Source organism: Pelatocladus sp. BLCC-F211, assembly GCF_041928655.1.
In the GTDB taxonomy this organism is placed as follows: Bacteria; Cyanobacteriota; Cyanobacteriia; order Cyanobacteriales; family Nostocaceae; genus Pelatocladus.
This window is the reverse complement of sequence record NZ_JBHFLM010000204.1, coordinates 1-26,636: the sequence shown is the minus strand read 5'-3', so window position 1 is coordinate 26,636 and position 26,636 is coordinate 1. Positions and strand designations below refer to the sequence as shown.

Genomic DNA, 26,636 nt, shown 5'->3' with positions numbered 1-26,636 from the left:
ATCGTTTCAAACGCGGTCGGGCAGTCCGTGTGTGCTTGTGGACGTATCCAAACGGGGAGATTTGAATACTTTGTATTCGGGTTTCTAGGGAGGACGGATGAAGCAAGAATCTCCGCACTTATAGGGCGGAGAGTGTCAAGTGATCCAAGTGTATTGTGTGGTGCGATCGGTTTGGGAATTAATCAAAAACATAACCATGCTGAGTTGGGTTACTGGATTGGTAAACCCTTTTGGGGAAATGGTTATTGTACGGAAGCAGCTCAAGAAGTGTTGCGATATGGCTTTGAGAAACTAGGATTGCATCGCATTTGTGCCTCTCATTTTGCTCATAATCCCACATCAGGGCGAGTCATGCAAAAAATTGGCATGACCTATGAAGGATGTCGCCGTCAGCACACTCTCAAATGGGGTGAATATATAGATGTTATGGAGTATGGAATCCTCAAAAGTGAGTGGCAAAATTTAAAGAATTAAATTTAGTGAATCAGCGTAAATTCCTCAACTAACTCAGATAAATAAACTGATATCTCAATCCAAACTATTAATTTCATAGTTGCATTCTACAATTTCTTTTTTTAGGTTTGTAGTGAGGACTTTAGTCCTTAAGAAAGGACTAATACCAATTCTATATGAAGACGCATACAAAGACCCCACCCCGGCTTCGCCACCCCTCCCCGCTTGCGGGGAGGGGTTGGGGGAGGGGTAAAATTCTATGCAACTTCACGAAGAATTGGTATAAAGTCCTCACTACGAGCTTACTTAACATAGTTTGATTTCTTCTCATCGACTGACATAAATCGTAAATTACAAAATTTGATTTAACCATGTTTAATCAATTACGCAGGAGAAAAAATGTACCGCATCCTATTTATATTGACTCTGATCATTACTTTCGGCTTATCAGGGTGTCCCTCTGTTAATTTACAGAATTCTGCTACCGCGCCACTTTTTGATAATCTGGGCAACTATCATCATCCGATTTCGACAACATCACAACTAGCGCAGCGCTACTTTGACCAAGGTTTAATTCTGACTTATGGTTTTAATCATACTGAGGCTGAACGTTCTTTTAGAGAAGCGGCTAAACTTGATCCAAACTGTGCGATTTGTAACTGGGGAGTTGCTTTTGTTCTAGGTGCAAACATCAATGCGGCGATGACTGATGAGGCTGTGTCTCCTGCTTGGGAAGCACTGCAAAAAGCGCAGCAACTGAGTGAGCAAGCGAATGCACAAGAGAAAGCTTACATCCAAGCATTGGCAAAACGCTACTCACCAAAAGCAGTGGAAGACCGTAAATCTCTCAATATCGCCTATGCAAACGCGATGCGAGAATTAGCAAAACGTTATCCAGACGATTTAGACGCAGCGACTTTGTTTGCTGATGCGGTGATGAACACTATACCTTGGGATTACTGGCAAGAGAATGGTGAACCAAAGCCAGAAACTCAAGAAATTTTGCAGACATTAGAAGCAGCATTGAAACGTAATCCCAATCATCCAGGGGCTAATCATTTATATATTCATGCTGTGGAAGCTGTAAAACCTGAATTAGGTATTGAAGCAGCCGATCGCCTGAGTAATTTAGTTCCTGGTTCCGGACATCTTGTACATATGCCTTCACATATCTACATCCGTGTTGGGCGATATCACGATGCTGTGGTAGCAAACCAAAAAGCTATTCTGGCTGATAGAGAATACGTTACTCAATGCCACAAACAAGGTATGTATCCTCTAGCCTACGTACCACATAATCACCATTTTCTCTGGGCTGCTGCCACAATGGAAGGTAATCAAACACTGGCGCTGCAAGCTGCTTATGATACCGCAGCCATGGCAGATGAACATAATATGCGGGAACCTGGATATGGAACACTACAACATTACTATTCCATGCCGCTTTATACCATGACTCGCTTTGGGAAGTGGGATGAGATTTTGGCAGAAACAGCCCCAGCGGCAGATTTGAAGTATCCAAATGGAGTTTGGCACTATGCGCGGGGAACTGCTTTCACAGCCAAAGGTCAATTTCAAGAAGCAACTCAAGAACTCGAAAAGCTAAAAGCGATCGCCACAGATCCAGCGTTAACAAAAGTGACTATTTGGGATATCAACACGACAGGCGATTTGTTGAAAATTGCAGTTGAGGTTTTAACAGGTAAACTCGCAGCTAAACAAGGTGATTACACTGAGGCGATCGCCCATCTCAAAACAGCCGTCAATCTTGAAGATAAACTCAACTACGATGAACCCCCACCTTGGCATTATCCCGTCCGCCAATCTCTGGGAGCAGTTTTACTCCAAGCCAATCAACCAGCAGCAGCTGAGATGATTTATCAACAAGACTTGAAGCGTTTTCCAGAAAATGGCTGGTCATTAGCAGGACTTGCTCAAAGTTTAGAAGCACAAGGTAAAACCGAAGCAGCACAAGCAGTACAAAAGCGTTTTCAAACTGCTTGGAAGAATTCTGATTTACCAATTACGGTAGCGCAACTTTAATTTTGAACAAAGGTTCGTAGTGTAGACTTTAGTTCTTTTTTAAGGACTAAAGTCCTCACTACGAACTTATTTCAATAATTTTATGTTAATAAATATAGTTTGATTTATTTTCACCGACTTACTTATATGAAATTATTGGTATCGCTGTAATCCCCATCAAATTGAATAAATTTATATTTATGGAAATCACAAGAAAATCCTATTCTAAAATCTTCTAACTTTGATCATAGAGATTTCTTATTGTTTTTTATATGAACTAGAGTTTTGTCAATACTTATCTGCGGTAAATACTTATAAGAAAGATTTACAAAGTTTAATAATATAGTAATATCCCTTCATAAGTATTTTTGCTCATAAACATGATAGGCGATCAATTTCCCTGGCTCACTACGATTATCCTATTCCCACTAGTGGCTTCCCTAGCGATTCCTTTCGTACCTGATAAAGACGGTAAGCGTTTGCGATGGTATACCTTGGGTGTGGGTATCGTGGACTTTTTCTTGATGTGCTGTGCCTTTTGGCAAAATTATGATCCCACCACCGCATCTCTTCAACTTGTCGAGAAGTACACCTGGATACCCCAGTTAGGTTTGAACTGGGCAGTTTCGGTGGATGGTTTGTCTGTTCCACTAGTACTTTTAGCAGGATTGGTAACAACACTCGCGATTTTTGCAGCATGGCAAGTCGATCGCAAACCTCGCCTTTTCTATTTCCTGATGTTGGTGCTGTATTCTGCACAGATAGGCGTGTTTGTTGCCCAAGACATGCTGCTGTTATTTATTATGTGGGAACTAGAACTGGTTCCCGTTTACCTGCTTGTTTCTATTTGGGGTGGACAAAAGCGTCGCTACGCAGCTACAAAATTCTTGTTGTACACCGCAGCAGCTTCGATTTTTATTCTAGTAGCAGGGCTGGCAATGGCTCTCTACGGCGATAATATGACCTTTGATATGGTCGAATTGGGTATGAAGGATTACCCATTGGGACTTGAACTGTTGCTTTACGCAGGATTGTTGATTGCTTTTGGTGTCAAGCTTGCTGTTTTCCCCATGCATACCTGGCTACCTGATGCTCACGGTGAGGCTTCTGCACCTGTATCGATGATTTTGGCGGGTGTACTCCTGAAAATGGGTGGATACGGTTTGATTCGCCTCAATTTAGAACTATTGTCTGATGCCCACGTTTATTTTGCGCCAGTTTTAGCTTGTCTAGGTGTTGTCAATATTATCTATGGTGCGTTAAATTCCTTCGCCCAGCCTAATATGAAGCGTCGCCTCGCGTATTCATCGGTGTCTCACATGGGTTTTGTACTGCTGGGGATTGCATCGTTTACAGATTTAGGAATCAGTGGGGCGATGCTACAGATGATTTCCCACGGTTTGATTGCAGCAGCCTTATTCTTCCTTGCAGGCGTGACGTACGATCGCACTCACACGTTAATCATGTCAGATATGGGCGGTATCGGTCGAGCAATGCCAAAAGTATTTGCGTTGTTTACAGCTGCTGCAATGGCTTCTTTAGCTCTCCCTGGGATGAGTGGTTTTGTTGGTGAACTTGCAGTTTTTGTGGGCGTTACCACTAGCGACATTTACAGTTCGACTTTCTGTACCGTCATGGTTTTCTTAGCAGCAGTCGGAATCATCCTCACACCCATATACCTGCTCTCGATGCTACGAGAAGTATTCTACGGTGCTGATGTCGCTCCTGCCTGTGGAATTACGGATGCAAATTTGCAAAACCAAGACAATGATGAAGCAGTTTGTTTTGGTACTAACTGCGTCCTACCTACTGAAGCAAAATTTAGCGATGCTAGACCACGGGAAGTATTTATTGCTGTTTGCTTTTTGCTGCTAACGATTGGTATTGGTGTTTATCCAAAACTCGCTACTGAGATGTATGATGTAAAAACTGTCGCAGTCAATGCCCAGGTACGCCAATCTTACGTCCAAATCTCTCAAACCAATCCCCAAATATTTGCCAAGGACTTGTTATTTCCTAAATCCACACAATCTAATATAGCGTCGGTTTCAGGAATTGATAAATAACCTTGCGATCGCCTTAATAGTTAATATTTGCCGAGGACAGGGAAATATTCCAAAATATGGAAGGGGTTTGATTACCTCTTCCATTATTTTTTTGAATGGGAATGGGGAAAGGGGAAGCGGGAACGGGGAATAATCTACCCATAGAATTATGAGATATGAAACGATTTTGGAAAAAAACTGCTTTTTTTACTATTATTGCCCTAATTGTTTTTAGTCTAGTTGCTAGTAGTGGAACAAAAAATAAAATCCTTAGTCAAGATATTCGTTATTCCGAAAATTGTATTCTTGCTGGTTCACTCAACAAGCAGCAGCAATTAAATCAAGTTTGTACTAGCACCCTGAATAATACAATCACTCCTACTCCCCAGACTACTCCTACTCCTATTCCTAATTTAAACTTAACTAATAAAGAACGGTTTTTAGCAGCAATTACAGATAAATTATTAGCAATTCCCCAACCTGGTACTTATGAATATATTTTGTTACGAGCCTATGGAGCAGCTTTTGTAAATCATAATCCAGAGGTTCAGCTTCCATATAAAGTTGTATTTGGCGATGAAAAGGAAACAAAAGATTTTCAGTCTACCCTGAGTATGGGTAAAGTTAATGGAACTAACAACTGTTATTTACAAAAAGCAGCAGCCGAGGCTTTAAATCAGGCTAAAGCACAAGTTAATATTCCTTTGAAATCGGGTTATGGCGATAGTGACTGTACTCGGACTTTTACTACTAATCTCAGATTCTGGAGAAAATACGCTAACAATAAAACATTGGCAAGAGTTCAACAAGGTCAAGAAACAAAAATTTTGGGAACAGTTGCACCTCCTGGATCATCACAACATCTGTGGGGATTAGCAATTGACTTAAGAGTTGCAAGTGAAGCTCAAAGAGAAGCTTTAAATCAAAATGGTTGGTTTCGGACTGTGGAATATGATATACCCCATTGGACTTATATTGGTCATCCACTAGATCGATTAGATGAGTTTGGGTTTGAAAATAAAGTAATTGGTGGGATTAGTTATTGGCTAACTCCTCTGTAAAAATTCAGCAGTATACGGAAATCCCAACCCCAAGGTAGAGAAGTTTTAACTGTTTTAATTAGTTAATATGTAAATAATAGAAGAATGATATAGCAGCCAGATTATTTGTTTGATTTAGAAAAATGAACTTTTTTCAAGAACCACAAAGTACACAAATGAAGGAAATTTTTTCTCGTTTGCCTAAGAAGTTAAATAAAGGCCTGTCTTTGATCTTGGGATTGGGAACTGCTGCTAGTGTAGGTTTATCTGCTCCTAAACCTGCTGAGGCGCTTCCATTTCAAGATTTAATTGTTCCAGGAATTCAATATTTTCAACTTTCTAATTTATCAACTAAGGAAAAGGTTAAATTAGGCAGCAATATACATCAGCAGGTACGCAGTAATTACAGAGTTGGTACAAATGCAAATATTACCAGGATTGGTCAAAAATTAGTGCGTTCTAGTAGCTGTTCTCAAACTCCTTTTAAATTTTATGTAGTTCAAGATCCAAGCATTAATGCTTTTGCTACCACAGGTGGTTATGTTTATGTCCACAGTGGCTTGATTAACGCTGCGGATAATGAAGATCAGTTGGCGTCTGTGATAGCACACGAAATTGCTCACATTTGTAATGATGACTTGATTGGCAAACTCAGACAAGCACAACTAGCTCAAGGTGCTGCTTCACTTGCTGGTTTAAATGGTAGCAAATTGACTGCTGTGGCTTATCAGTTGGCTGTAGACTTGCCTAATAGCCGTGAGGCTGAGTTTAATGCTGATGCTAAGGGATTGCAGTATTTGCAACGGGCTGGATATGATCCAAATGCTATGCCTGCTTTCTTAAAGAAATTAGTGAACCGTTCTTCTGCACCAGCGTTTTTGAGTACTCACCCAAACCCACGAGAAAGGATTTCTGTTTTAGAAAGGAAAATTGCTAATAATCGTTAGGTTGTAAAGGGTTGCGATCGCTTCATAAAATCTCATGGTATGAAGGGTGCCGAGTTCATTTCATGTGCATGAAGTATACGTCAGTACAACAGATGAAACCGCACCTTTTCTAATTCAATTTTAGTTCCAAAATTCATCAATAAAATTACCTGTATATATAGTGGTTGAGGTTAGAACAATCCCACCTGTTATTCCAACTACACCACTTATTAAATTACTTAATTCAGAATTTGTTGAACTACCTACTAAATTATGTGTTGCTATAATTGTTGTCAATGCATCTAACATTATTCCTAAATAGATTAACATTTTTAAACCAATTGGTTTAGTATCTATCATTTTATGCATTAATGACATGCTAGTGATAAATATTCCCATACCTACAGCTAAAATATATGTAAATAAATTATTTGCTTGTAAGATATTAACTAATCCTGTAGCTGATAATATTCCATCGATAACAACGAGGATGGCTAATATAAATGTTACAAAGTATAGTTGAAAACCGTACATGGTGTTTGCTCCTTTTAATTATGAAATATAAACAATAAATTACCGAGTTTGATTAGTGTTATTAGGACACAAAAATACACATTTTTTCTGAATTTTGGATTGGTCAAAATTTATAATTAAAATAAAGCCTAGTATTAATGAAATAAATGGTAATACAGTGAATACTAGTTTTACAATTTGAACTTTATCTTTCTGTCCTGGTGGAGGTGGGTTGCCTGATTTATCATTTTTTCGTTTTGAAGATTTTTCAGGTTTCTTTTTAACTACTAAAAACTTACGTATAACTACCAAAAGCTTACGTAAAAAACGTTTACTCGACATTTAAGTTTTTCTTCCTCAAATTTAGTGGGAGTGAACAAAAAGTTACTACACAGTACTTTTTATAAATTCCAGGAAAATATTTGGTTCTTCCCTAATTTTGGTGATCTCGGTTGGGGTAAGGCACTTATGTTGAGGGCAAGCATGAGATTTTAAGATAAAGCGCATTTTGTCAATCAGTTAAAATACTCAAGAAAATTTTAATAGGAATAATAATCGTGTGTTGGGGAAAAAGGGGAGGAGGATAGCAAACTTCTCCTCCTCCCCTCTCTTTTTGGTTATCATTATCTTCAAAATCTTTGACAGCTTAAAACTGACTTTTCCTAATCATAATTACTGAAGTTGTGTAAAACAACTTCATAGTGTTCCACTGTGGGAAACGGCTGATAAAAGTGATGCAGTAGGGAACGCCACTGTTGGTACTCTGGCGATTGTCGAAAGCCAACAGTGTGATCTTCCAATTTTTGCCAGCGTACCAGCAGAATATAGCGGTTGGGAGTTTCTATACAACGTTGCAGTTCATGAGAAATATATCCTGACATAGAAGCAATGATGGTTGAAGCTATTTTGAAGGTAGTTTCAAATTCAGTAGCAAAACCAGGCTTAATATCAAGAATTGCAACTTCTAAGATCATGTTGTCAAATACTAACTCAACAGCGATCGCTTAGGATTGGCTTAACAATCTAATTTCCTTTGTCACCTAAGTCCTCGCGCCGTGGAAGCCCCTGGCTACCCTGCGGGAACGCTGCGCGAACAGACATGGGGGTAAGGCGCAGGCGATTTTAATCGCCGTCAAATTAAAACGCATAGTTGTAACCGTCCTTTTTATGAATTGCTGAACAATATTTATGACTAATACCTGCTACTCTTCCCGATGATGTAGCGATATCAAAACTACCTGTGGCACGACACAAAACACGCCCTAAATATTTGCCAATTTTTTTACCATTTGTTACCACAGCTTTGACAATATCTCCAGTACTAAAACCATAATGAATTTGTTTATTTGAGCGATGACGAGTAGGGAACCCAAATTTATCAGTACCAGCCATTTGTCTAGTACCGTGACCGTTAGCTGTAATCAATAATGTCTTAACGCCTTTAATATTAAGAATTGGAGTTGATTTTCCAACACAAGCAGCATCTATCCAATGAGTTTTAGGTAGATTTTGTTGACTGCGATTGAACTTTGTTAAACCTCCTGAACCTGTTTCTACTGGCAAACCAGTTTCTTTTAATGCGTTCAACAATGTGAATCTGGTTGTATTAACTGCGGCTGCATCAGCTAATGGTCTTTTTGCTTGAGCTAGGATTTTCTGCAACTTGTTAGGGTCTTTTTTTAGAAAGTCTTTAATATCCTTAGTCCCTTTTTTTGTATTACATTTTTCACAACTTAATGTGAGATTTGTAATTGAATTACTACCCCCTTTAGCTCTTGGGTGAACGTGTTCTATCTGTAGTGGCACATCTTTAACTCCACAGTAAGCGCATTGTCTACCCCATTTTTCAAGTAAATATTCTCGTGTTTCATAACCCACTAAAGTACCTTGTTGATATTCTTTTCCTTGAATTTCTGGATTCCGCATCAACTGCATATCAAAGCGTACTAATTCCTGGCTAATGGCTTTAATTGGCGCAAGTTTGCCTAATCTTTTAACCCAAGTTTTAATATTTTCAACACGACTTTGTAAGCTCGGTGCTAACCATCCATTAGGGCGTGTTCTATTTAAGAATCTAGGTTTCCTATACCGTGTTTTGCGATTTCTTCTACTACGTCTTAATTGTCTTCTTGAAGTCAATGAATCTCTGATTGCAAAACCTCTGTGTTTTAGTTCGGATGCAAATACAACCTCTCCAGTAGTATCGTTAACTAGCGCGATTCCTGTGATTTTTGCACCAGGGTCAAGCTTTAATCGCAGTGATGTTACTGGTGATTCAGGTCTTAATTCTTTCAGAATAATGGTAAATGGGAATCTTCTGTAGACTGCCGCTTTTTTGTTTCGTAATAATTGCCTTGCTTGTGCTGAATGAATTGGTAAGAGTGGTCTTTTTTCAGTGTCTAAAACGAATACTTTGGACATAAGTCCCTCCTCGCGGGTAATGTTAGCTTCGACAATGTTTAAGGTCGGTACTATATTGAGAACACTGGTTTAACCCTTTTAAGCCTGTTTAATCCTCAATTTCTAGAGCAAAGGACTAGCTACGCATCCCTTGGTAGGTCTTTAACGCTTGCCTTAAACGTAGTACTCAAAGTACTTAGTCTGGTCAGATTAGGACTTTTTCAAGCCCCCGCCTTTAGGCGTGGGGTTTCTGACTATCAATCGGTAGCAAACTAGCCATCACTCTTAATTTATTTAACTTAAATACCAACCTTTGAGCCTGTGATTTATACATTGTTAATGGTAAATTTCCAGGCAAATTATTCATAAATTGTCTGGCTGTACTGATATCACAACCAGAAATGATACTGATGACATTTGCACCATCAAACACTGCATCAGAAGTTAAAGCTTTCTCGACTTTGATTTGCCATATTCGTGGTGACAATTCACCTCTTTCTATGCGCTGGAGACTTTGACTATTAGCTAAGACTATCATGCGATCGCCAACCGCAAGTCGTGTTTCGTAAGCAGGCATAAATTTAGGCGGTGATTTCGGAGGTGATTGCACAAATTTTTGATAGAGAATCGGTACAGCATCATAACCATAAGCGATATCACTGAGCATTAAGCCGTTGAGAGTGTCGTCTTCTTCAACCATGTACTCTACTACTTGAATCGCTTGATTATTTAAATGAAATAAACCAAGAATATTTTCTCCAAAAGCCGCAGCCGCAAAAACTTCTGCTGATAAAGCAGAGGTACACAAAACCTGTGCATAAGGAAATAACTGTGCAACTTTGTCACTAAAATGACGATTGTAGGTACGAATCACTAAGCCGCATTCAGGATTTTGAGCATGAGCCATCAAACCAATTTCTAAATTTTCCATCTCATCATCTGTAACCACAATCACGCTTTTGGCATCGGTGAGATTGGCATTATTGAAGGTTTGAGTAAAATTACCAATAATTAACGGCATCTGGGGTAGTGTATTTCCATCTAGGAATGTGTTGTGAATTCCTACTAGGGGTTGCTGGAGTTCTTGCAATAAAATGGCAATATGCTCACCCACCGTATTTAACCCAATTAACACAATATGGTCTTGTTGAGGTATTGGTGGACGAGTGCTAGTAAAGAAGAACTGAAATCTTGAACTTAAAAGTTTCTCTGTGAGTAGTGCATACAACACCCCGACAAATGCTGTACCAGCCAAAGTTAGTATTAAGCTAAATAAGCGCAGCCATCCGGGAATAGCTTTGTCAAATCCAACACCTCCATATAAATCTCCATATCCTCCTAAAAGCAAGACTGCTACAGCATAGAAAGCTTCTAATATATTTATACTAGGATAATACCAGCTATATAAAATTGCCCCAGATAACCACAGTAATAATACTGTGAAACCACAAATAATTGCTACTTTTAAAGCATGATATTGATGATCTAAGCGCCAAAATTGTGCTAACTTCTGCTTGAGGTTTTGCCATGACATATGTACTAAAACTTTTTGCCACAACCAGGGCAAGTTTCGTTTAGACTTCACAATAGACCGTGGCGATCGCTCCTGCATATCTGCAAGTTCAATGTAAACGATTGTGTCTCCTGGCTGTAGTGTTGCTTCTGGTTCCCACTGATAAAATTGATTGGGTATTTCATCTGAATTATTAGTGTAATTTAATACTCGCCGATATGAGGTATTAAGTTGATGCAGTTGCCATTGATTGCACCAGAAATCACCTGGTTTAATCTGATGTTTTACTACTCGCAGTTGGCGTCCTTCCAAGTTGAAATATCCCAAATCTTCATTACTAAGAGCTGCAAGCGCAAAAGCAGAAGCCGTTAATTGATTAGGTTCAAAAGCAATAAAATTACCAAGATTTTGACTTAAAATTTGATTTAAATTTTGTTTATTAGAACGTACAACTAAGCGAACTTGAGGATTTAAAAGTCTTGCTGCAAAAGCAGCTTCTATATTTACTCGTTCATCACTAGTAACTAAAAGCACAGTTCGGCATTTGCGAATCTGTGCTTTTTCTAAAATATTAGTCTGACGGCAATCACCGATAAATAAATCTTCTAACAAATTCTGTAAGTTCGGTACTTCCCAGTTTTTAGGGCGCACCTGATCAATTGCACTGACAGCAACACCATATTCTTTTAAAATCGCTACACAATGCTGACCTAAACTTCCCAATCCACACACCAAAAATCGATCCGATTTTATCTCGGTACTGTTAACAGATTGATGGTTGTTGTCTGAAGATGGCAGCATTTGATACCGCCAAAACTAAATATTATCTGGATTTTTTGGATACTAATAATTATAAGTGAAAAATTACTACTACTCTGTCAAGTTTGAATTGAGGGGTAATAAAGTTCGTAGTCAGGACTTTAGTCTTTATTTTTTAAGCACGAAAGTGCTTACTACAAACCTTTAATTCAAACTTGACAAGCTACTACTCATATAGCATTCTTAAACTATAAGCTCTTCGCTTCTTTAAACGCAGAGGAAACACGGAGGAAGGCAGAGTTTTTGTGATAGAGATTAGTCAGGTGATTAATATTTTTCTTTTGTTTGACGATCGCAAATAATTAAATTTGGTTGGTGATGATTATGACACAAGAGTCAGAAAATACTTTAAAAGTTGGTCGTCAAGCATTTGTATACTTTCAACATGGTTTAGAAACTGGTGATTGGAATCAGTTTTTGGATATGCTCACAGAAGACTTTACTTTTTGGTTTCCGATGGGAAAATTCCACGGATTAAATGTGGGTAAAGAACGAGCGCAAGAGTTTTTTCAATACGTTACACAGGCTTTCAATCCTGGACTGAAATTAACTTCATTAGACTGCATTACTAGTAATGAAACAACAGTTGTGTTTGAATTTCGAGATGAGGGGATGTTATTGGGAGAACCATACAAGAATCGGGTAGCCGTTTCCTTTGATGTTCGTGGCGACAAAATCTGCAACTACCGGGAGTATTTTGGTAGTGATGGTAAGTCGAATTAAGTGATCAGTTATCAGTTTAGTTATTCTCAACAATTGACTTATTTACTTCTCTACATTTGGCTTCTGCGGCTTGAAAGGCTTGTAAGTATTCTTTACCACCCAACATCACATCACCATAATACTCATACGGTGCGTCGCCATACACTGGTAATGGGTCGTCTTCTGGATAATCTTCTTGAGATTCTTCGATAATTGCTTTCAGTTTTTTTACTGTTAATGATTGTGCTGGGAAATACCAAATTTCTTCGACATTTTTATGGAGATGGGGTAAGGTAGGATCAATAATGCGATCGCTCAACTCAATCCAAGCGTATTCCATGGGTTGGTAAGGTTTACCCTTGGTAGCTAAAAATCCTTGCACATAAACAGATCCCTCAGTCGCTAATGCCGCTTTGTAAGCATTATCAAAGGGTTTCTTAGCTTTACTTTTGATGCGAGCAGCAATATCAACAGACAGCGCTTCATCCAGTAATTTATTCATCAACAACGAGGATTCACAGCAGTAACAAAAAGATCCTAACATCAAACTAAGTTGTTGATTGTTGGGGATCGGGAATCGGGGATCGGGAATCGGGGATCGGGAAGAGACTTGTTAAATAATTCTCCCTTGTTTCCCTTGTCTCCCTTGTCTCCCTTGTCCCCGCACTCCCCATCTATGGCACAATAAAAAACGGTAATAAATAAAAATATTGATAAAGGTAGTTTAGTGAGTTCAACAGCTGTTGCGCGTCGTGTGGTATTTCCGTTTACGGCAATTGTAGGCCAGGAAGAAATGAAACTGGCTCTGATATTGAACGTGATTGACCCGAAAATTGGTGGTGTGATGATTATGGGCGATCGCGGTACAGGCAAATCCACAACTATTCGGGCGCTGGCTGACTTACTGCCAGAAATTCCCGTGGTTGCGAATGATCCCTTCAATAGTCACCCCAGCGATCCTGATTTGATGAGCGATGAAATCCGCCAGAAACTCGAAACTGGCGATGATATTCCCCTTGATCATAAAAAAGTCCAAATGGTTGATTTACCACTGGGCGCTACAGAAGATCGTGTTTGCGGCACTATCGATATTGAAAAAGCCCTCTCAGAAGGTGTAAAAGCTTTTGAACCAGGACTTTTGGCCAAAGCCAACCGGGGTATTCTCTATGTGGATGAGGTAAACTTGCTGGACGATCACCTGGTAGATGTACTGCTGGACTCTGCTGCGAGTGGTTGGAACACAGTAGAACGGGAAGGTATTTCTATCCGTCACCCAGCCCGTTTTGTTCTGGTTGGTTCTGGGAATCCAGAAGAAGGTGAACTACGTCCCCAGTTACTCGATCGCTTCGGAATGCACGCCGAAATTCACACTGTCAAAGAACCAACTTTGCGGGTGCAAATTGTGGAGCAACGGTCAGAATTTGACCAAAATCCCCCTGTTTTTGTGGAAAAATACCAATCTCAACAACAGGAACTGCAACAACGCATTATCAAGGCTCAAGAACTTTTGCCCTCAGTTAATCTTGACTATGATCTGCGGGTGAAAATTTCAGAAGTCTGTTCTGAACTTGATGTTGATGGTTTACGAGGTGATATTGTCACCAACCGCGCCGCCAAAGCTTTAACAGCCTTTGAAGGGCGTACCGAAGTGACTGTTGATGATATCCGTCGTGTGATTGTACTATCTTTACGTCACAGACTCAGAAAAGATCCTTTAGAGTCGATTGACTCTGGTTACAAGGTGGAAAAAGCCTTTGCACGTGTCTTTGGCGTAGAACTATCAGAAGACATCGCACAAACAAATGGCACTAGTCAATTGAAAACAGGTGTTCGTTAGTTTATTGTTACTGGTTGTTTGTTGTTGGTTGTTGGTTATTGGTTGTCACAAACAACGACCAACCACCAACAAACAACCAAAATGTCAAATATGGTCGATTTGTGATGAGAAGCTGGCGCTTTTGGTTAAACACTTTAATTTTATCTAGCCAATACAACCCACCCCGATTTGTGGAATTGTTAATGTTGATGCTAGCAATTACCATGTTGGCTATTTCTAGTGTTGTACCAAGAGAAGTTCCTTATATGGTGTTGGGTTTAAGTTTTGTGCTTGGTGCATCAATTTCGATCTTAGTCCGAGAAGCGATCGCTCCCTCTCCTCAAACGCGAGTTACCCAATTGACAGCATTACTATTATTAGTAGTCAGTTTTTATGGTTTTGCTGACTTAATTAAAATGTTGTGAATTATAATGGAATGTTATCGTAAGTTTAATTTATGTAACTAATAACAATTAAACTTATACTTAGTTATCAATTGCTAACATAACTTTTTATAACAGTTTTCCAAACTTCGCTACCCATATTTAGGTTGCTATGTCATGCTGGTAGAGTGAGAGTTCATTCGGCGACCGTGTTTGTTCTTAGTATTGATAGGTTTTTCCCTTTTGGTATTGACAGACTTTTCTCCGAAATCGCTCATCTCTACACACTCATGATTTTGGAGAAAATCTATGTCAATTTATGTAGGTAATCTTTCCTACGATGTTACTGAAGATAGTCTCAACGCTGTCTTTGCAGAATATGGTACTGTCAAGCGAGTTCAGCTACCAACCGACCGTGACACAGGCCGCTTGCGTGGCTTTGGTTTTGTAGAAATGGGTACAGAAGCTGAAGAGTCAGCTGCCATTGAAGCTCTTGATGGTGCTGAGTGGATGGGACGCGACCTCAAAGTTAATAAAGCCAAACCCAAAGAAAACAGGGGTTCCTATGGTGGTAATAGAGGAAACAACTTCCGTAACCGCTACTAATCCTAAATATTTTATAGATTTAGGATTAATCTGAAGTTACCCAGTGCATATGTACTAAAAAAGCTTTTCAATCCCACACTTTTAAGTGTGGGTTTTTTCTTTCTGCTTTCTCAATTCTCATTCTTAATTTTTCAGCTTCTGTCTATGATTAAAAACACCATGATGAGGACTCAATAGCAACGCGAATACAAATAATCCTGATACTACCAAAACGATCGCAGGGCCAGAAGGCAAGTTATAAAAGTAACTTAAATACATACCACTAATACTAGAAATTACCCCAATTACTGCCCCTAAAATCATGACTTCGTGCAGGCGTTGAACTAATAAATAGGCAGTAGCGCCTGGTGTAATTAATAATGATAAAACTAGGATGACACCAACGGCTTTCATACTAGCGACTATTGTTAATGCAATCAACAGCATCAGTCCAAAGTTGAGACGATTGACTGGTAAACCTGCTGCTTGTGCGCCTAAAGGATCAAAAGTATAAAATAGCAGTTCTTTGTAGAGTAAAAAAACGACTATAAATACTATAGCGGCTATGATCGCTGTATCTCTGACATCCTGCGTAGTCACGCCCAGAATATTACCAAAAAGAAAATGATTGAGGTCAATTTTATTTTCTTTTTGAATCACAGTAATTAAAGTCACACCAAGGGCAAAAAATGCCGAAAATACTATCCCCATTGCGGCGTCTTCTTTGATTGGCGATCGCGTCCTGATCAAAGCGATGCACATTGTACTCACAACACCAGCAATGAATGCTCCAATAAAAATGTTAGCACCCAACAAAAAAGCGATCGCTAGTCCGGGTAAAACCGAGTGACTAATTGCATCACCCAGCAAAGCTAATCGTTGCACCATCAAGTAGCTACCAACAACCGCACACAACATACCTACCAAAATGGCTATTACAAGCGATCGCTGCATAAAGCCATATTGTAAAGGCTCAATCAACGCTTCTAACATACTTGTTTTTTGTCCTACTCTACGAGAAGCCGCTTGCGCGTCTATGTCATTTGTCATACCAATGACCAATGACTAATTACGCTGCCTCCTTCCAAAAGATTACATTACCACTGTAGGCGCGGGACAAGTTTTCTTCTGTTAATACCTGTTGTCGAGAACCTGTGGCGATTAATTCACGATTTAATAAAATCAATTCATCAAAATGAGAGATTGATTCACCCAAGTCATGATTGACAACAAGAACTATTTTTCCAGCTTGGGTAAGTTCGCCGAAGACTTCAAAAATTACTGACTGAGTTTTTTGATCGATCCCTACAAAAGGTTCGTCAAAGCAAAAAATTTCTGCTTCCTGTGTTAAAGCGCGTGCTAAAAATACTCGTTGTTGTTGTCCACCAGAAAGCTGTCCGATTGGGCGATGACGGTATTCACTCATCCCTACTCGCTCTAATGAACTTTTTGCTACTTGGCGACTCACCGTACTAAAACCACGTAACCAGCCTGTTTTTTTCACCCTTCCCATCATCACCACATCCCAAACAGTAGCGGGATAAGTCCAATCAATTTGACTGCGCTGGGGTACGTAGGCGACTTGATCTAGTTGCTGCATTAAAGGTTTATCTTTATACAGTATTTTGCCGTTACTAGGAACCAACCCCAACATCGCCTTCATCAGCGTACTTTTACCAGCACCATTGGGACCAAAAATACCTGTGAGTTGTCCTGGTTTGATGATGCAATTTATATCTGTGAGAGCTTCCACTGTTCGATAATACACGCTTAAATGAGCAACAGTAATGGCATTACTGGGATTATTTTCATTAGTTTGTATCTCTGCACTAGGCATTTCCACCGTTTTCCTTTGGGATTGGGTTGGGTGTAAAAATAGCATTTCCATAATTGTGTTTTTATAGTTCTTGCTTCAGCTTACTATAAAAATGAGAAGAAAATGAAAAAATCTATAGCTGGGAATAATGTTTAATATAAGTAAATCTAATACTTTGGACAGAAGATTGGAAGTAGAAGGGGGACATGGGGGACACGGAAGCTATTTTTCTTTCTTATCTCCATTATCTCGCTCTTCCTTATGGCAGCAAATATACCAAAATGCTTGTATCGCAATACTTTTACCACTTGCTTTATTCGGCTGTACGCCATCTAATTCCAACTCAGAGACGGATGACAAGCCGCAAGTTGTCGCAACTAGCACGATTATTGCTGATTTGGCTGAGGAGATTGGAGGAGATGAAATTCAATTAACAGGAATTCTTCAACCGGGTACAGATCCGCATGTATACGAACCTAGACCACAAGATAGTAGATTTTTAGAAGAAGCAAACTTGATTTTGTATAACGGGTATAATTTAGAACCTGGACTGATTAAGTTAATGAATGCTGCTGGAACAAAGGCGCGGAAGTTAGCGGTGGGAGAAGTAGCAAAACCGTTACAGCTAGACAAGGGTAAGGGTGAAGTAGTACCAGATCCCCATGTTTGGGGTGATGTGAAAAATGCGATCGCAATGGTGAATGCAATTCGAGATAGCTTAATTGAGTTATCACCCGCAGACAAAGCCGAATTTACCCAGAATGCACAGCAACTAACTACAGAATTACAACAGTTAGATAGCTGGATTACCCAACAAATTCAAACTATCCCCCCAAATAAACGCAAACTTGTAACCACCCACGATGCATTTCAGTATTACGGACGTGCTTATAAAATACCCATTGCAGGTACGCTGATTGGTATTAGCACTGAAGAACAGCCAAGCGCCCAAACTGTTAAGCAACTAGTAGAATCAATCAAAAAAATTGGTGTGTCGGCAATTTTTGCAGAAACGACAATTAACCCGAATTTAATTCAAACAGTAGCACAAGAAGCAGGAGTGAAGTTAGCGCCGCGTCAACTCTATTCTGACTCCATAGGTGCAGTTGGAAGTGAAGGTGATACTTACAGCAAAATGATGGCAGCAAATACACAGACTATTGTAGAAGCATTGGGAGGCAAGTATACGCCATTTTCTGCTGATAAGTAAGACCAAAGGTTTGTAGTAAGGACTTTAGTCCTTTCTTGAGGACTAAAGTCCTTACTACGAACTTATTTTAATAAATTACGTTACTTAACTTACACAGAAAAATAGATTTATAAAAGTTAAATCATCAATTTTTTCATGTTTATTCAATATGAAAAAGCAGGAGTTTCTAATTCATCTAGTATAATTTAATGATTGAAAAATAATTAACTAAACAATGAAACAAAATGATTAATTATAGACCAATTGCTGTCGATTTATTTGCTGGTGTTGGTGGAATGACATTAGGATTTGAACAAGCAGGTTTTGATGTGCTTGCGTCTGTTGAGATTGATCCAATTCACTGTGCTACACACGAATTTAACTTTCCTTTTTGGAGTATTTTTTGTAAAAGTGTAGTAGATATTACAGGAGAAGAAATTAGAAAAAAATCATCCATTGGAGAGAGAGAAATTGATGTTGTCTTTGGGGGACCACCATGTCAAGGATTTTCATTGATAGGCAAACGTTTTATTGACGATCCTCGCAATTCTCTAGTATTTCATTTCATTAGATTAGTTTTAGAGCTACAGCCAAAATATTTTGTTTTTGAAAATGTTAAAGGAATGACTCTAGGAAAACACAAGGAATTCATCTCGAAAACTATTATAGAATTCGAGTTAAATAATTACAAAATTAATCAAACATATCAAGTATTGAATGCTGCTGATTATGGAGTACCTCAAAACAGAGAGAGGTTATTTTTGTTAGGTTGTCGTGATGATTTAGATTTGCCAAAATATCCACCTCAAATCACTAGATATACAAGACAAAATAAATCAATTTTTGATAATAAACTTCCGGCAACTCCTACAGTTTGGGATGCGCTGAAAGACCTACCAGAAGTAGAAAAATATCAAGAGCTATACGAAAGAGATTGGATAGTTGCAGACTTTGGTAAGCCTAGTGATTATGGTAGGCAACTTCGCAGCCTTTACTCTCCAGATAACAACTATTCATACGAACGTAAATATGACTCTAGAATTCTTACCTCTAGTTTAAGAACAAAACACAATCCAGAATCTATTAAAAGATTTAGGTCTACTCAACATGGTAAAATAGAACCCATAAGTCGCTTCCATAAACTTGACCCTGAAGGTATATGCAATACACTCAGAGCCGGAACTCCTAGTAATAGAGGAGCTTTTACTTCTCCTAGACCAATTCATCCATTTACACCAAGATGTATTACTGTACGTGAAGCAGCACGTTTACATTCTTATCCTGATTGGTTTAGATTTCATGTCACGAAATGGCATGGATTTAGGCAAATAGGAAATTCTGTCCCTCCTTTGTTGGCAAAAGCAGTAGCCTTAGAAATTATCAAACTGCTGAATGTACGTTTAACTAAACCTCTGATTACACATGAGTTGGGGGATATTCAATTACTAATGTATGATATGTCTGAAGCATCTAAACATTATAATGTTGACCCATGTGTAATAGAACCCAGAACGAGACAAATTAACAAAGAAAAAATGAACAATGATTTAATAGCAATATATGAACTGACACTAGAAGAAGATGAAGTTAGAGTAATACAAGAAAAACACTATAAATTAGTACCCGCAGATCAAGTTTCGGAAGCAGATTTACGAAAATACAAAAATTATTAAGCAAATTGAATTATATACTTAAGTAAGTCGGCGGGAATAAATATAACTATGTTACGAATGACAAATGACAAATGACGACCCCAACTAGAAAGACGCGCCATGGCTCGTCTCTACATTTGTGCCGACTGACTTAAACTAAACTTGTGCAGATTGCTGAATGAGCAGATAGTTGCAGTCTGGGAAGTTCAATCAAAAATTCTGCTCCCTGTCCTGGTTGAGAATTACACAAAAGCTTACCACCATGCTTTTCGGTAATAATCTGGTAGCTAATGGCTAAACCTAAGCCTGTTCCTTTACCTACAGGTTTAGTTGTGAAAAACGGATTAAATAACTTGGAATGTACTGTCTCACTAATACCAATTCCGTTATCTTTAATACTTATGGTTATAGTCTGATTTTGAGCAGCCGTTGATATATAAATTGTGCTTGGTTGAGCTTTAATTTCCTCTAGTGTACGATCGCGATCGCGTTCTTCCAATGCATCAATTGCATTACTGAAAATATTCATAAACACCTGATTTAACTGACCTGCGTAACACTCCACTAAAGGTAATTTTCCATACTCTTTAATTACTTGGATTTCAGGACGATCTGATTTAGCCTTGAGACGGTTATTCAAAATGACTAATGTGCTATCGATACCTTCATGAATATCAACTTCTTTCACTTCTGCTTCATCTAAGCGCGAGAAATTTCGCAATGACAGTACAATTTCACGAATGCGGTTTGTTCCGATTTGCATAGATTCGATTACCTTGATTAAATCCTTGTCCAAGAAATCAAAATCTATTTCAACAAGTTCTTCTTGGATTTCTAGAGGTGGTTCAGGTAAGTATTTTTGATAAAGTTGTACTAAACGCAATAAATCCTGAGTGTAATCCTCAACATAAGTGAGATTACCGTGAATAAAGTTAACTGGATTGTTGATTTCGTGGGCGACTCCTGCCACCATTTCACCAAGAGCTGACATTTTTTCACTCTGCACCATCTGCGCTTGTGTATAGTGCAGTTCCGCAATGGTTTTTTGTAGTTCAGTCGTGCGTGTTTCTACTCTTTGTTCTAGTTCAGTGTTAGTTTTTTCTAAGGCTGTAAAAGATTCTTGTAACTGTCTAGCCATATGGTTGAAGGATTGCGCCAGAATCTCCAACTCATAAATTCCTCTAACTTCAACCGGGCGATCTAATTTTTGATCAGCAATTGCCTGACTTGCCTGACTCAGCTGTAAAATGGGTTGAGTAATCCAACGAGATGTATAAATCCCAACTACCGAAGCTACTACCAAAGTCAGTAAGCACAAGGCTATTGTAGTATGAGTGTTGGCGTTGATTTGCCCCATAAAATCAGCTTCGGAGACAGTGACAACCACAAGCCAGTCCAAACCAAAGCGATCGCGCCAAGGAGTAACTTTAACATATTGGCGATCGCCTTTGAAATCAAACATTAGCTGCTGCTTTTCTTGAATTTGTTGCAAGTCTCCCAGCTTTTGCTGTAAATACTTAGCAGTAGCTTGAATTAAAGGATCAGGGCTATCAGATGCAGGCAATCGTTTAGTTTTACGATTAACTATCACATAGGGTTTTTCAGTACTAGAATTAGCAACTAATAACCCATTACGCTCAATAATAAAAACACTGCCATTTTCACTCACATGAATTTGGCGGAGAAAATCACTAATATTCGATAGCAATAAATCTACCCCAAAAACAGCAAACAATTTACCATTTTTATCATAAATAGGATAGCCAGCAGAAGCAGCTATGTAACTAACATCGCCATCCCAAGCATTGACACCAGTCCAAATCGGTTTACCAGCTTTTACCGTCTTGATACCCCAAGGTTCTGCAAAAGTATTGTAATCATATGTATTCATTAGTTTGGTTCGGTTTCCTTGAGCATCTGTAGCGTAGGAATAAACCTTAGCTACTCCGTTGATAGCAGTAGGATATAAATCTATTGTGGTAGATTGACTCCCCGGATAATTAGCAGATCCAGCCCCTTGACCTGTAGCTAAAGCATAGCTGTTGTAGCCTAAATTTTTATAGACCTGCATCTGTTTCCAAAAATATTTTCCTGCACGTTCAAAATCTCGTAAATCGAGCAATCCCGTCTCTACAGCATCCACATTCATTTGATTAATCTGATGAGGAATTGCTAGATAGCTATTTAGATGCTGATTTACTAAGCTGTTGGTTTTGTTCATTACCTGATCAGCAAGTTCGTTGACTGCTTTTTGCCCATTTTTAAAGGATAGATATCCAACTAAACCAACAGAGGCAGAAATTTGTACTACGAAGGGAACGATTAACAATAGCCGTAAAGGAACTTTTATAAAGCTCTTGGAATCAGAAAATTTCATATTTATATGAATTGAGTAACATCAACCAAATATTCGACTGAAGTTATTGTTCCCAGATTCGTGATTCAAATTAATCTTGAGACAAATCTAAACTAAACCTCGTCCATCTTGAAAAGAGGAGTTTTTCAAAAAGGACATTATGTAGGTTGGGTTTCGCTGTCGCTACACCCAACCGACAAAACTACAGTTCTCAAAGTAGACGTGGTTTAATTGATTGGATTAATTCTTGTTGATTGGCAATTCGTGAAAGTTTTTTGGATAAAATAACCAATGATTTCACAGTATCTGTTTTCAGGGAAAATACATAAGTGTAAAAGTGTAAGAATGTAAGGGTATAAGGGGTGTAGGAATTTATGAAATGATGATTACTCCATTAGTTTTAGACTCATCACTCATTACTTTATTAAAAACCTACACTTATCCCCGATCCCGAATTCCCGATCCCCGTTGCCCCTTATCCCCAATCCCAGCAAGTGCCAAAAAATACACAAGAAACTCATCTCAACCGCGCTCGTGCGAGTCTCAGACAAGCGCTGTCTTGGTATAGCAATTTCCGCAAACCCGGACAAGCATCAGCAAATCCGAAATTAGCTGGTTTGGTAAAACCAGAATTAGAGGTTTTAACCGCTACTCTCAACAAACTAGACCATAATGTGATTGTAATTGCCGCTTTTGGTTTGGTGAGTCGTGGTAAGTCGGCGGTGTTGAATGCTTTGTTAGGACAGAAAATTCTGCAAACTGGCCCTTTACATGGTGTGACTCAGTATCCCCGTTCTGTACGTTGGAATCTTGGCGATAAAGCCCAGGTTGAGTTAATTGATACACCAGGTTTAGATGAAATTGCGGGAGAAGCGCGATCGCAAATGGCAAAAGATGTGGCACGTCAAGCAGATTTAATTTTGTTTGTGGTTGCTGGTGATATTACCCGGACTGAATACCAAGCTTTGTGCGAATTGCGACAGTCACAAAAGCCTTTGATTCTCGTGTTTAATAAAATAGACTTGTATCCAGATACAGACCGAGAGAAAATTTATAAAAATTTGCAACAATTGGGTGCAGGAAATACCCAAACCAAGCCTTTACAACCCGATGAAATTGTCATGATTGCGGCGGAACCAACACCTTTAGAAGTACGGGTTGAATGGCCCGATGGTAATGTAACTTACGAATGGGAGACACCACCGCCACAAATAGACGAACTCAAACAAACTCTTCTGAAAATTCTCAACCGGGAAGGGCGATCGCTCATTGCTTTAAACGCACTCATCCAAGCACGGGATGCGGAAGAAGCGATCGCATCCAAAACTGTTGATGTACGTCAACAAGAAGCAGAAGACTTAATTTGGCAATTTACCAAATATAAAGCTGTAGCTGTCGGGTTAAATCCCATCGCCTTTCTAGATATTTTAGGTGGAACTGTCGCCGACTTAGCCTTGATTCGTTCTTTGGCACGGTTGTATGGTTTACCGATGACGGGCTATGAAGCTGGGAGACTATTAAAAACAATTTTATTCAGTTCTGGTGGTTTGCTATTAGGAGAGTTAGGTAGCAGTTTTCTTTTAGGTTTAGGTAAAAGTACGGCAGCAATTGCCAGTGGTGACAATCCTAGTAATATTACAGCCTTTGCCGGGAGTGCGATCGCTCAAGCTGGAATCGCAGGTTATGGAGCCTACGCAGTCGGTAAAGCTGCCCAAGTATACCTCGAACAAGGCTGTACCTGGGGACAATTAGGCGCTAGCACCGTGATTACAGAAATTCTAGCAGAGGTAGAATCAAATACGATTTTGTATCGTTTGCGACAGGAATTGGAACGTAATTTGGGTATGGCAGATGAATGAAGTTTAAGTACAGCTTTGTGTGAAATTATAGCTTTTTAAACGCAGAGTCTTTTCTAAAGACAATTCGCTGTAATAAGCATTAAAAGCGCTTATATTCTCTGAAATTTGAGGTCAAGCGCTTGTAACGCTGGTATTGTCTTAACCATTCTTTACAAACCTCCTCGGCTAGTTGGATCTCTTTCTCACTCAAAAGTTCATCTGGTGTTCCAGACGCTAGAATCTGGGCGACTTTAGCGGCTCTATGATAATCGACACCATACTTAACGAGTTCTGTATGAAAAAACTCTTCTTTTTCCTTAGAATACATTTTTAAGTTTGGTAACTAAAATTTTTAAGCTTTGTATATAATTTCTAAAATTTATAAAGCAACCACTTCTTACTTAAGATAGATTCAAGAATAAATTTTAGCTTTTCTTTATAAAGTCAGAGAACGGGAATCGGAGATTGGGGATAAGGGAGCAGGGAGACAAATGACAAATGACCAATGACAAATACTCATAAAATTTCCCCACCAAAAAAATCTGTAGAGAAATTGCAATGCAATGTCTCTACATAACCAGAAAACCATATTCATAAACTTAACTGAATCGGATTAATTTATAAATCTGCCAAAAGTTTATGAATTCTAATTAATTGTATAACTTTTTATATAGTGAAAAATTTTACCCCTGCACTTTTTTATTTTTTCTATCTACGCTATAAATAAAGGCTCAAGAAGTCATAAAACTTTGAGTCCATTTTGTGCAGTGCAAAAAAGGGTAAACTATGACATCACAAACTTTAGACGTATTTCAAGCTCTAGATGAAGCTCGGACGATTTGTGATCAAAAAGGCAGTAATTCCAATGAATGTATTTTAGCCTGGGAAACAGTTGAAAAAATACGAGTTGAGCAGTCTCAACAACAGCAAATCACAAAACGCAAAACAGATTTAGAACGCTATTGTGAAATTCATCCAGAAGCAATTGAATGTCGTATTTATGACGTTTAATTATCTCGGAAATCAGCAGTAGCAGACTTCGTAATTTGTTGAATAGTTTCTAAATTTGGCGGTGCTATCTCACTATCCATTCCTAACCACAAAAGGTACTCAATATTTCCAGCTGGACCAGTCACAGGCGACCAAGTTAGACCTTTGTAATTCCATCCTAATTCAATAGCTGCTTGTAATACCTGAGCGATCGCATCAGCATGGTCTTTGGGATCACGTACCACTCCTTTTTTCCCGACACGACTTTTTCCCACTTCAAATTGAGGTTTCACCAACAAAATCGCTTCACGCTGAGGTTGAGTTAATCGCCACAAAGCAGGTAAAACTTTCGTTAACGAAATAAACGAAACATCTACCACCGCTAAATCAGCATAATTCCCCCCCGTCTCTGCTAGGGGGGACACACCATACAATTCATCAGGGGTGAGATAGCGTAAATTTGTGCGTTCTTTCAAAATTACCCGTGGGTCGTTACGTAACTTCCAGTCAACTTGTCCGTAACCAACATCCACACCATAAACTAACTTTGCTCCAGCTTGCAGGAGACAATCAGTAAAACCACCTGTGGAAATACCACCATCTAAACAAACACGATTCTCTATAGCGATCGCAAACTCTTGTAGCGCCTTCGCGAGTTTTTCACCTCCACGAGAAACAAAACGCGATCGCTCTTTAATCTTAACCTCAGCCGCAACATCAACCTCTGTCCCCGCCTTATCAACAAGCCTACCATCAACGCTCACTTCCCCAGCTTGAATCAGCCGTTGTGCTTGCTGACGGGACACACACAACCCCAAATCTACCAATAAAGTATCTAATCGTTGCTTAACCAAAATTCCAAATCCTTTTTTCTAACCCTATTTACAACTACTACTCCTCCTTAATTTTTCACCACTAAGGATTTACTTTTATAAATTCTGTAGGGTGTGTTACGGCGTTTGTGATGTATATTTTTTAGCGACAAATTACATGATACGCCGTAACGCACCACATTAGCTTGATCAATCATCCTGCATCAACTTACCTAGTTTTATTGAAAAACCCTTTTATAAAATCTTCCTGGAATTTTATTCTTAAACCTTATTCATCCTCATCATAATTAAACATTAAAACAAATTTTTGTTTAGGTAAAACCAACATAGGTAGATATATAGAATGATCATCCCATCCTTGATTCTTCTCTCCTTTTTGATAGCAAATAATTAAAGTTGGAACATCAGGATATTTCTTTTTAGCTTCTATTGACCACTCACCTGAACCAAAGCCAAATCTCCATTGAAAAGGATCTTTTCTTGGCATATCTAATCCTTTACTTTTATTCTTTTTACCTCTACGAACATTTAAACGCCCTTTTGTTATCCCCTTTGATTTTATATCTGTTAATCCTTTAACGATACGTTTAGATTCCCATTCTTCGGGAGCATCCCAATTTTGTAAAAATACAGAAAGAAACATTATTCGCGATAAATAATCGCGAATAACAAGGGGAATCAATCTTGTGGATCTTCCTCCTCTTGTTCAGCTCCAGAACTAATATCTAGTAGACAATCATCAAGG

The 26,636-nt window shown here is 38.9% G+C and carries 25 protein-coding genes; 13 read left to right on the top strand and 12 right to left on the bottom strand.

Features of this window, described 5'->3' with window-relative positions:
• The 5 genes from ACE1AT_RS25075 to ACE1AT_RS25055 all read left to right on the top strand — a co-directional run.
• Positions 1–474, top strand: a 474-nt coding sequence (locus ACE1AT_RS25075; protein WP_374873349.1) for a GNAT family N-acetyltransferase, incomplete at its 5' end; no start/stop codon positions are given.
• Between the two features lie 378 nt (positions 475–852).
• Entirely contained in the window at positions 853–2,496 is a 1,644-nt protein-coding gene (locus tag ACE1AT_RS25070) for a hypothetical protein (protein WP_374873347.1), read from the top strand.
• Between the two features lie 359 nt (positions 2,497–2,855).
• Positions 2,856–4,541, top strand: a complete 1,686-nt coding sequence (locus tag ACE1AT_RS25065) for an NAD(P)H-quinone oxidoreductase subunit 4 (protein WP_374873345.1) — start codon at positions 2,856–2,858, stop codon at positions 4,539–4,541.
• 155 nt (positions 4,542–4,696) lie between these two features.
• Positions 4,697–5,581, top strand: coding sequence for a D-alanyl-D-alanine carboxypeptidase family protein (locus tag ACE1AT_RS25060; RefSeq protein ID WP_374873343.1), 885 nt, complete (start codon positions 4,697–4,699; stop codon positions 5,579–5,581).
• 122 nt (positions 5,582–5,703) lie between these two features.
• On the top strand, positions 5,704–6,507 hold the full coding sequence (locus ACE1AT_RS25055; RefSeq protein ID WP_374873341.1) for a M48 family metallopeptidase: 804 nt from the start codon (positions 5,704–5,706) through the stop codon (positions 6,505–6,507).
• 120 nt (positions 6,508–6,627) lie between these two features.
• On the opposite strand, the gene ACE1AT_RS25050 is transcribed toward ACE1AT_RS25055, so the two are convergent.
• The 5 genes from ACE1AT_RS25050 to ACE1AT_RS25030 all read right to left on the bottom strand — a co-directional run bounded on the left by ACE1AT_RS25050 (position 6,628) and on the right by ACE1AT_RS25030 (position 11,713).
• Complete coding sequence (locus ACE1AT_RS25050; protein ID WP_374873339.1) at positions 6,628–7,020, bottom strand: hypothetical protein; 393 nt, start codon at positions 7,018–7,020, stop codon at positions 6,628–6,630.
• A 39-nt stretch (positions 7,021–7,059) separates the two neighbouring features.
• Positions 7,060–7,341, bottom strand: coding sequence for a hypothetical protein (locus ACE1AT_RS25045; RefSeq protein WP_374873337.1), 282 nt, complete (start codon positions 7,339–7,341; stop codon positions 7,060–7,062).
• A 320-nt stretch (positions 7,342–7,661) separates the two neighbouring features.
• Positions 7,662–7,973, bottom strand: a complete 312-nt coding sequence (locus ACE1AT_RS25040) for an antibiotic biosynthesis monooxygenase family protein (RefSeq protein ID WP_374873335.1) — start codon at positions 7,971–7,973, stop codon at positions 7,662–7,664.
• 163 nt (positions 7,974–8,136) lie between these two features.
• Complete coding sequence (gene iscB, locus ACE1AT_RS25035) at positions 8,137–9,420, bottom strand: RNA-guided endonuclease IscB (protein WP_374873333.1); 1,284 nt, start codon at positions 9,418–9,420, stop codon at positions 8,137–8,139.
• Between the two features lie 214 nt (positions 9,421–9,634).
• Positions 9,635–11,713: a potassium channel family protein gene (locus tag ACE1AT_RS25030; RefSeq protein ID WP_374873331.1), complete on the bottom strand. Its 2,079-nt coding sequence runs from the start codon at positions 11,711–11,713 to the stop codon at positions 9,635–9,637.
• A gap of 342 nt (positions 11,714–12,055) precedes the next feature.
• Here ACE1AT_RS25030 and ACE1AT_RS25025 point away from each other — a divergent pair, with 342 nt between their 5' ends.
• Positions 12,056–12,454, top strand: a complete 399-nt coding sequence (locus ACE1AT_RS25025; RefSeq protein ID WP_374873330.1) for a nuclear transport factor 2 family protein — start codon at positions 12,056–12,058, stop codon at positions 12,452–12,454.
• A gap of 16 nt (positions 12,455–12,470) precedes the next feature.
• Here ACE1AT_RS25025 and ACE1AT_RS25020 read toward each other — a convergent pair whose 3' ends face one another.
• The gene (locus ACE1AT_RS25020) at positions 12,471–12,935 is read right to left on the bottom strand and encodes a hypothetical protein (RefSeq protein ID WP_374873328.1); all 465 of its coding nucleotides are present in this window, start codon (positions 12,933–12,935) and stop codon (positions 12,471–12,473) included.
• Between the two features lie 225 nt (positions 12,936–13,160).
• Between ACE1AT_RS25020 and bchI the strand changes: the two genes are divergently transcribed.
• From bchI to ACE1AT_RS25005, 3 genes are all read left to right on the top strand, one after another.
• On the top strand, positions 13,161–14,270 hold the full coding sequence (gene bchI, locus ACE1AT_RS25015; RefSeq protein ID WP_374873326.1) for a magnesium chelatase ATPase subunit I: 1,110 nt from the start codon (positions 13,161–13,163) through the stop codon (positions 14,268–14,270).
• Between the two features lie 104 nt (positions 14,271–14,374).
• Positions 14,375–14,674 (top strand): hypothetical protein, encoded by a 300-nt coding sequence (locus tag ACE1AT_RS25010; protein WP_374873353.1) that lies wholly within the window; start codon positions 14,375–14,377, stop codon positions 14,672–14,674.
• A 267-nt stretch (positions 14,675–14,941) separates the two neighbouring features.
• On the top strand, positions 14,942–15,238 hold the full coding sequence (locus ACE1AT_RS25005) for an RNA-binding protein (protein ID WP_016859852.1): 297 nt from the start codon (positions 14,942–14,944) through the stop codon (positions 15,236–15,238).
• Positions 15,239–15,361: 123 nt separating this feature from the next.
• Here ACE1AT_RS25005 and ACE1AT_RS25000 read toward each other — a convergent pair whose 3' ends face one another.
• Both ACE1AT_RS25000 and ACE1AT_RS24995 read right to left on the bottom strand, forming a co-directional pair.
• Positions 15,362–16,210 (bottom strand): metal ABC transporter permease, encoded by an 849-nt coding sequence (locus ACE1AT_RS25000; protein ID WP_374873351.1) that lies wholly within the window; start codon positions 16,208–16,210, stop codon positions 15,362–15,364.
• A 76-nt stretch (positions 16,211–16,286) separates the two neighbouring features.
• The gene (locus ACE1AT_RS24995) at positions 16,287–17,105 is read right to left on the bottom strand and encodes a metal ABC transporter ATP-binding protein (RefSeq protein WP_374873324.1); all 819 of its coding nucleotides are present in this window, start codon (positions 17,103–17,105) and stop codon (positions 16,287–16,289) included.
• A 76-nt stretch (positions 17,106–17,181) separates the two neighbouring features.
• Between ACE1AT_RS24995 and ACE1AT_RS24990 the strand changes: the two genes are divergently transcribed.
• Both ACE1AT_RS24990 and ACE1AT_RS24985 read left to right on the top strand, forming a co-directional pair.
• Entirely contained in the window at positions 17,182–18,243 is a 1,062-nt protein-coding gene (locus ACE1AT_RS24990; RefSeq protein ID WP_374873322.1) for a metal ABC transporter substrate-binding protein, read from the top strand.
• 224 nt (positions 18,244–18,467) lie between these two features.
• Positions 18,468–19,895, top strand: a complete 1,428-nt coding sequence (locus ACE1AT_RS24985) for a DNA cytosine methyltransferase (protein WP_374873320.1) — start codon at positions 18,468–18,470, stop codon at positions 19,893–19,895.
• A gap of 130 nt (positions 19,896–20,025) precedes the next feature.
• Here ACE1AT_RS24985 and ACE1AT_RS24980 read toward each other — a convergent pair whose 3' ends face one another.
• Positions 20,026–22,251, bottom strand: coding sequence for an ATP-binding protein (locus ACE1AT_RS24980; protein WP_374873318.1), 2,226 nt, complete (start codon positions 22,249–22,251; stop codon positions 20,026–20,028).
• Positions 22,252–22,724: 473 nt separating this feature from the next.
• Between ACE1AT_RS24980 and ACE1AT_RS24975 the strand changes: the two genes are divergently transcribed.
• Entirely contained in the window at positions 22,725–24,089 is a 1,365-nt protein-coding gene (locus tag ACE1AT_RS24975; protein ID WP_374873316.1) for a GTP-binding protein, read from the top strand.
• Positions 24,090–24,168: 79 nt separating this feature from the next.
• Here ACE1AT_RS24975 and ACE1AT_RS24970 read toward each other — a convergent pair whose 3' ends face one another.
• Complete coding sequence (locus tag ACE1AT_RS24970) at positions 24,169–24,396, bottom strand: hypothetical protein (RefSeq protein ID WP_374873314.1); 228 nt, start codon at positions 24,394–24,396, stop codon at positions 24,169–24,171.
• 458 nt (positions 24,397–24,854) lie between these two features.
• Between ACE1AT_RS24970 and ACE1AT_RS24965 the strand changes: the two genes are divergently transcribed.
• A complete protein-coding gene (locus ACE1AT_RS24965) occupies positions 24,855–25,079 on the top strand; it encodes a Calvin cycle protein CP12 (protein ID WP_374873312.1) in 225 nt (74 codons plus the stop codon).
• On the opposite strand, the gene ACE1AT_RS24960 is transcribed toward ACE1AT_RS24965, so the two are convergent.
• Both ACE1AT_RS24960 and ACE1AT_RS24955 read right to left on the bottom strand, forming a co-directional pair.
• Complete coding sequence (locus tag ACE1AT_RS24960) at positions 25,076–25,912, bottom strand: TlyA family RNA methyltransferase (protein WP_374873310.1); 837 nt, start codon at positions 25,910–25,912, stop codon at positions 25,076–25,078. The two genes, ACE1AT_RS24965 and ACE1AT_RS24960, sit on opposite strands and share 4 nt — an antisense overlap.
• Before the next feature lie 247 nt (positions 25,913–26,159).
• Complete coding sequence (locus ACE1AT_RS24955) at positions 26,160–26,534, bottom strand: hypothetical protein (protein ID WP_374873308.1); 375 nt, start codon at positions 26,532–26,534, stop codon at positions 26,160–26,162.
• Positions 26,535–26,636 lie beyond the last annotated feature (102 nt).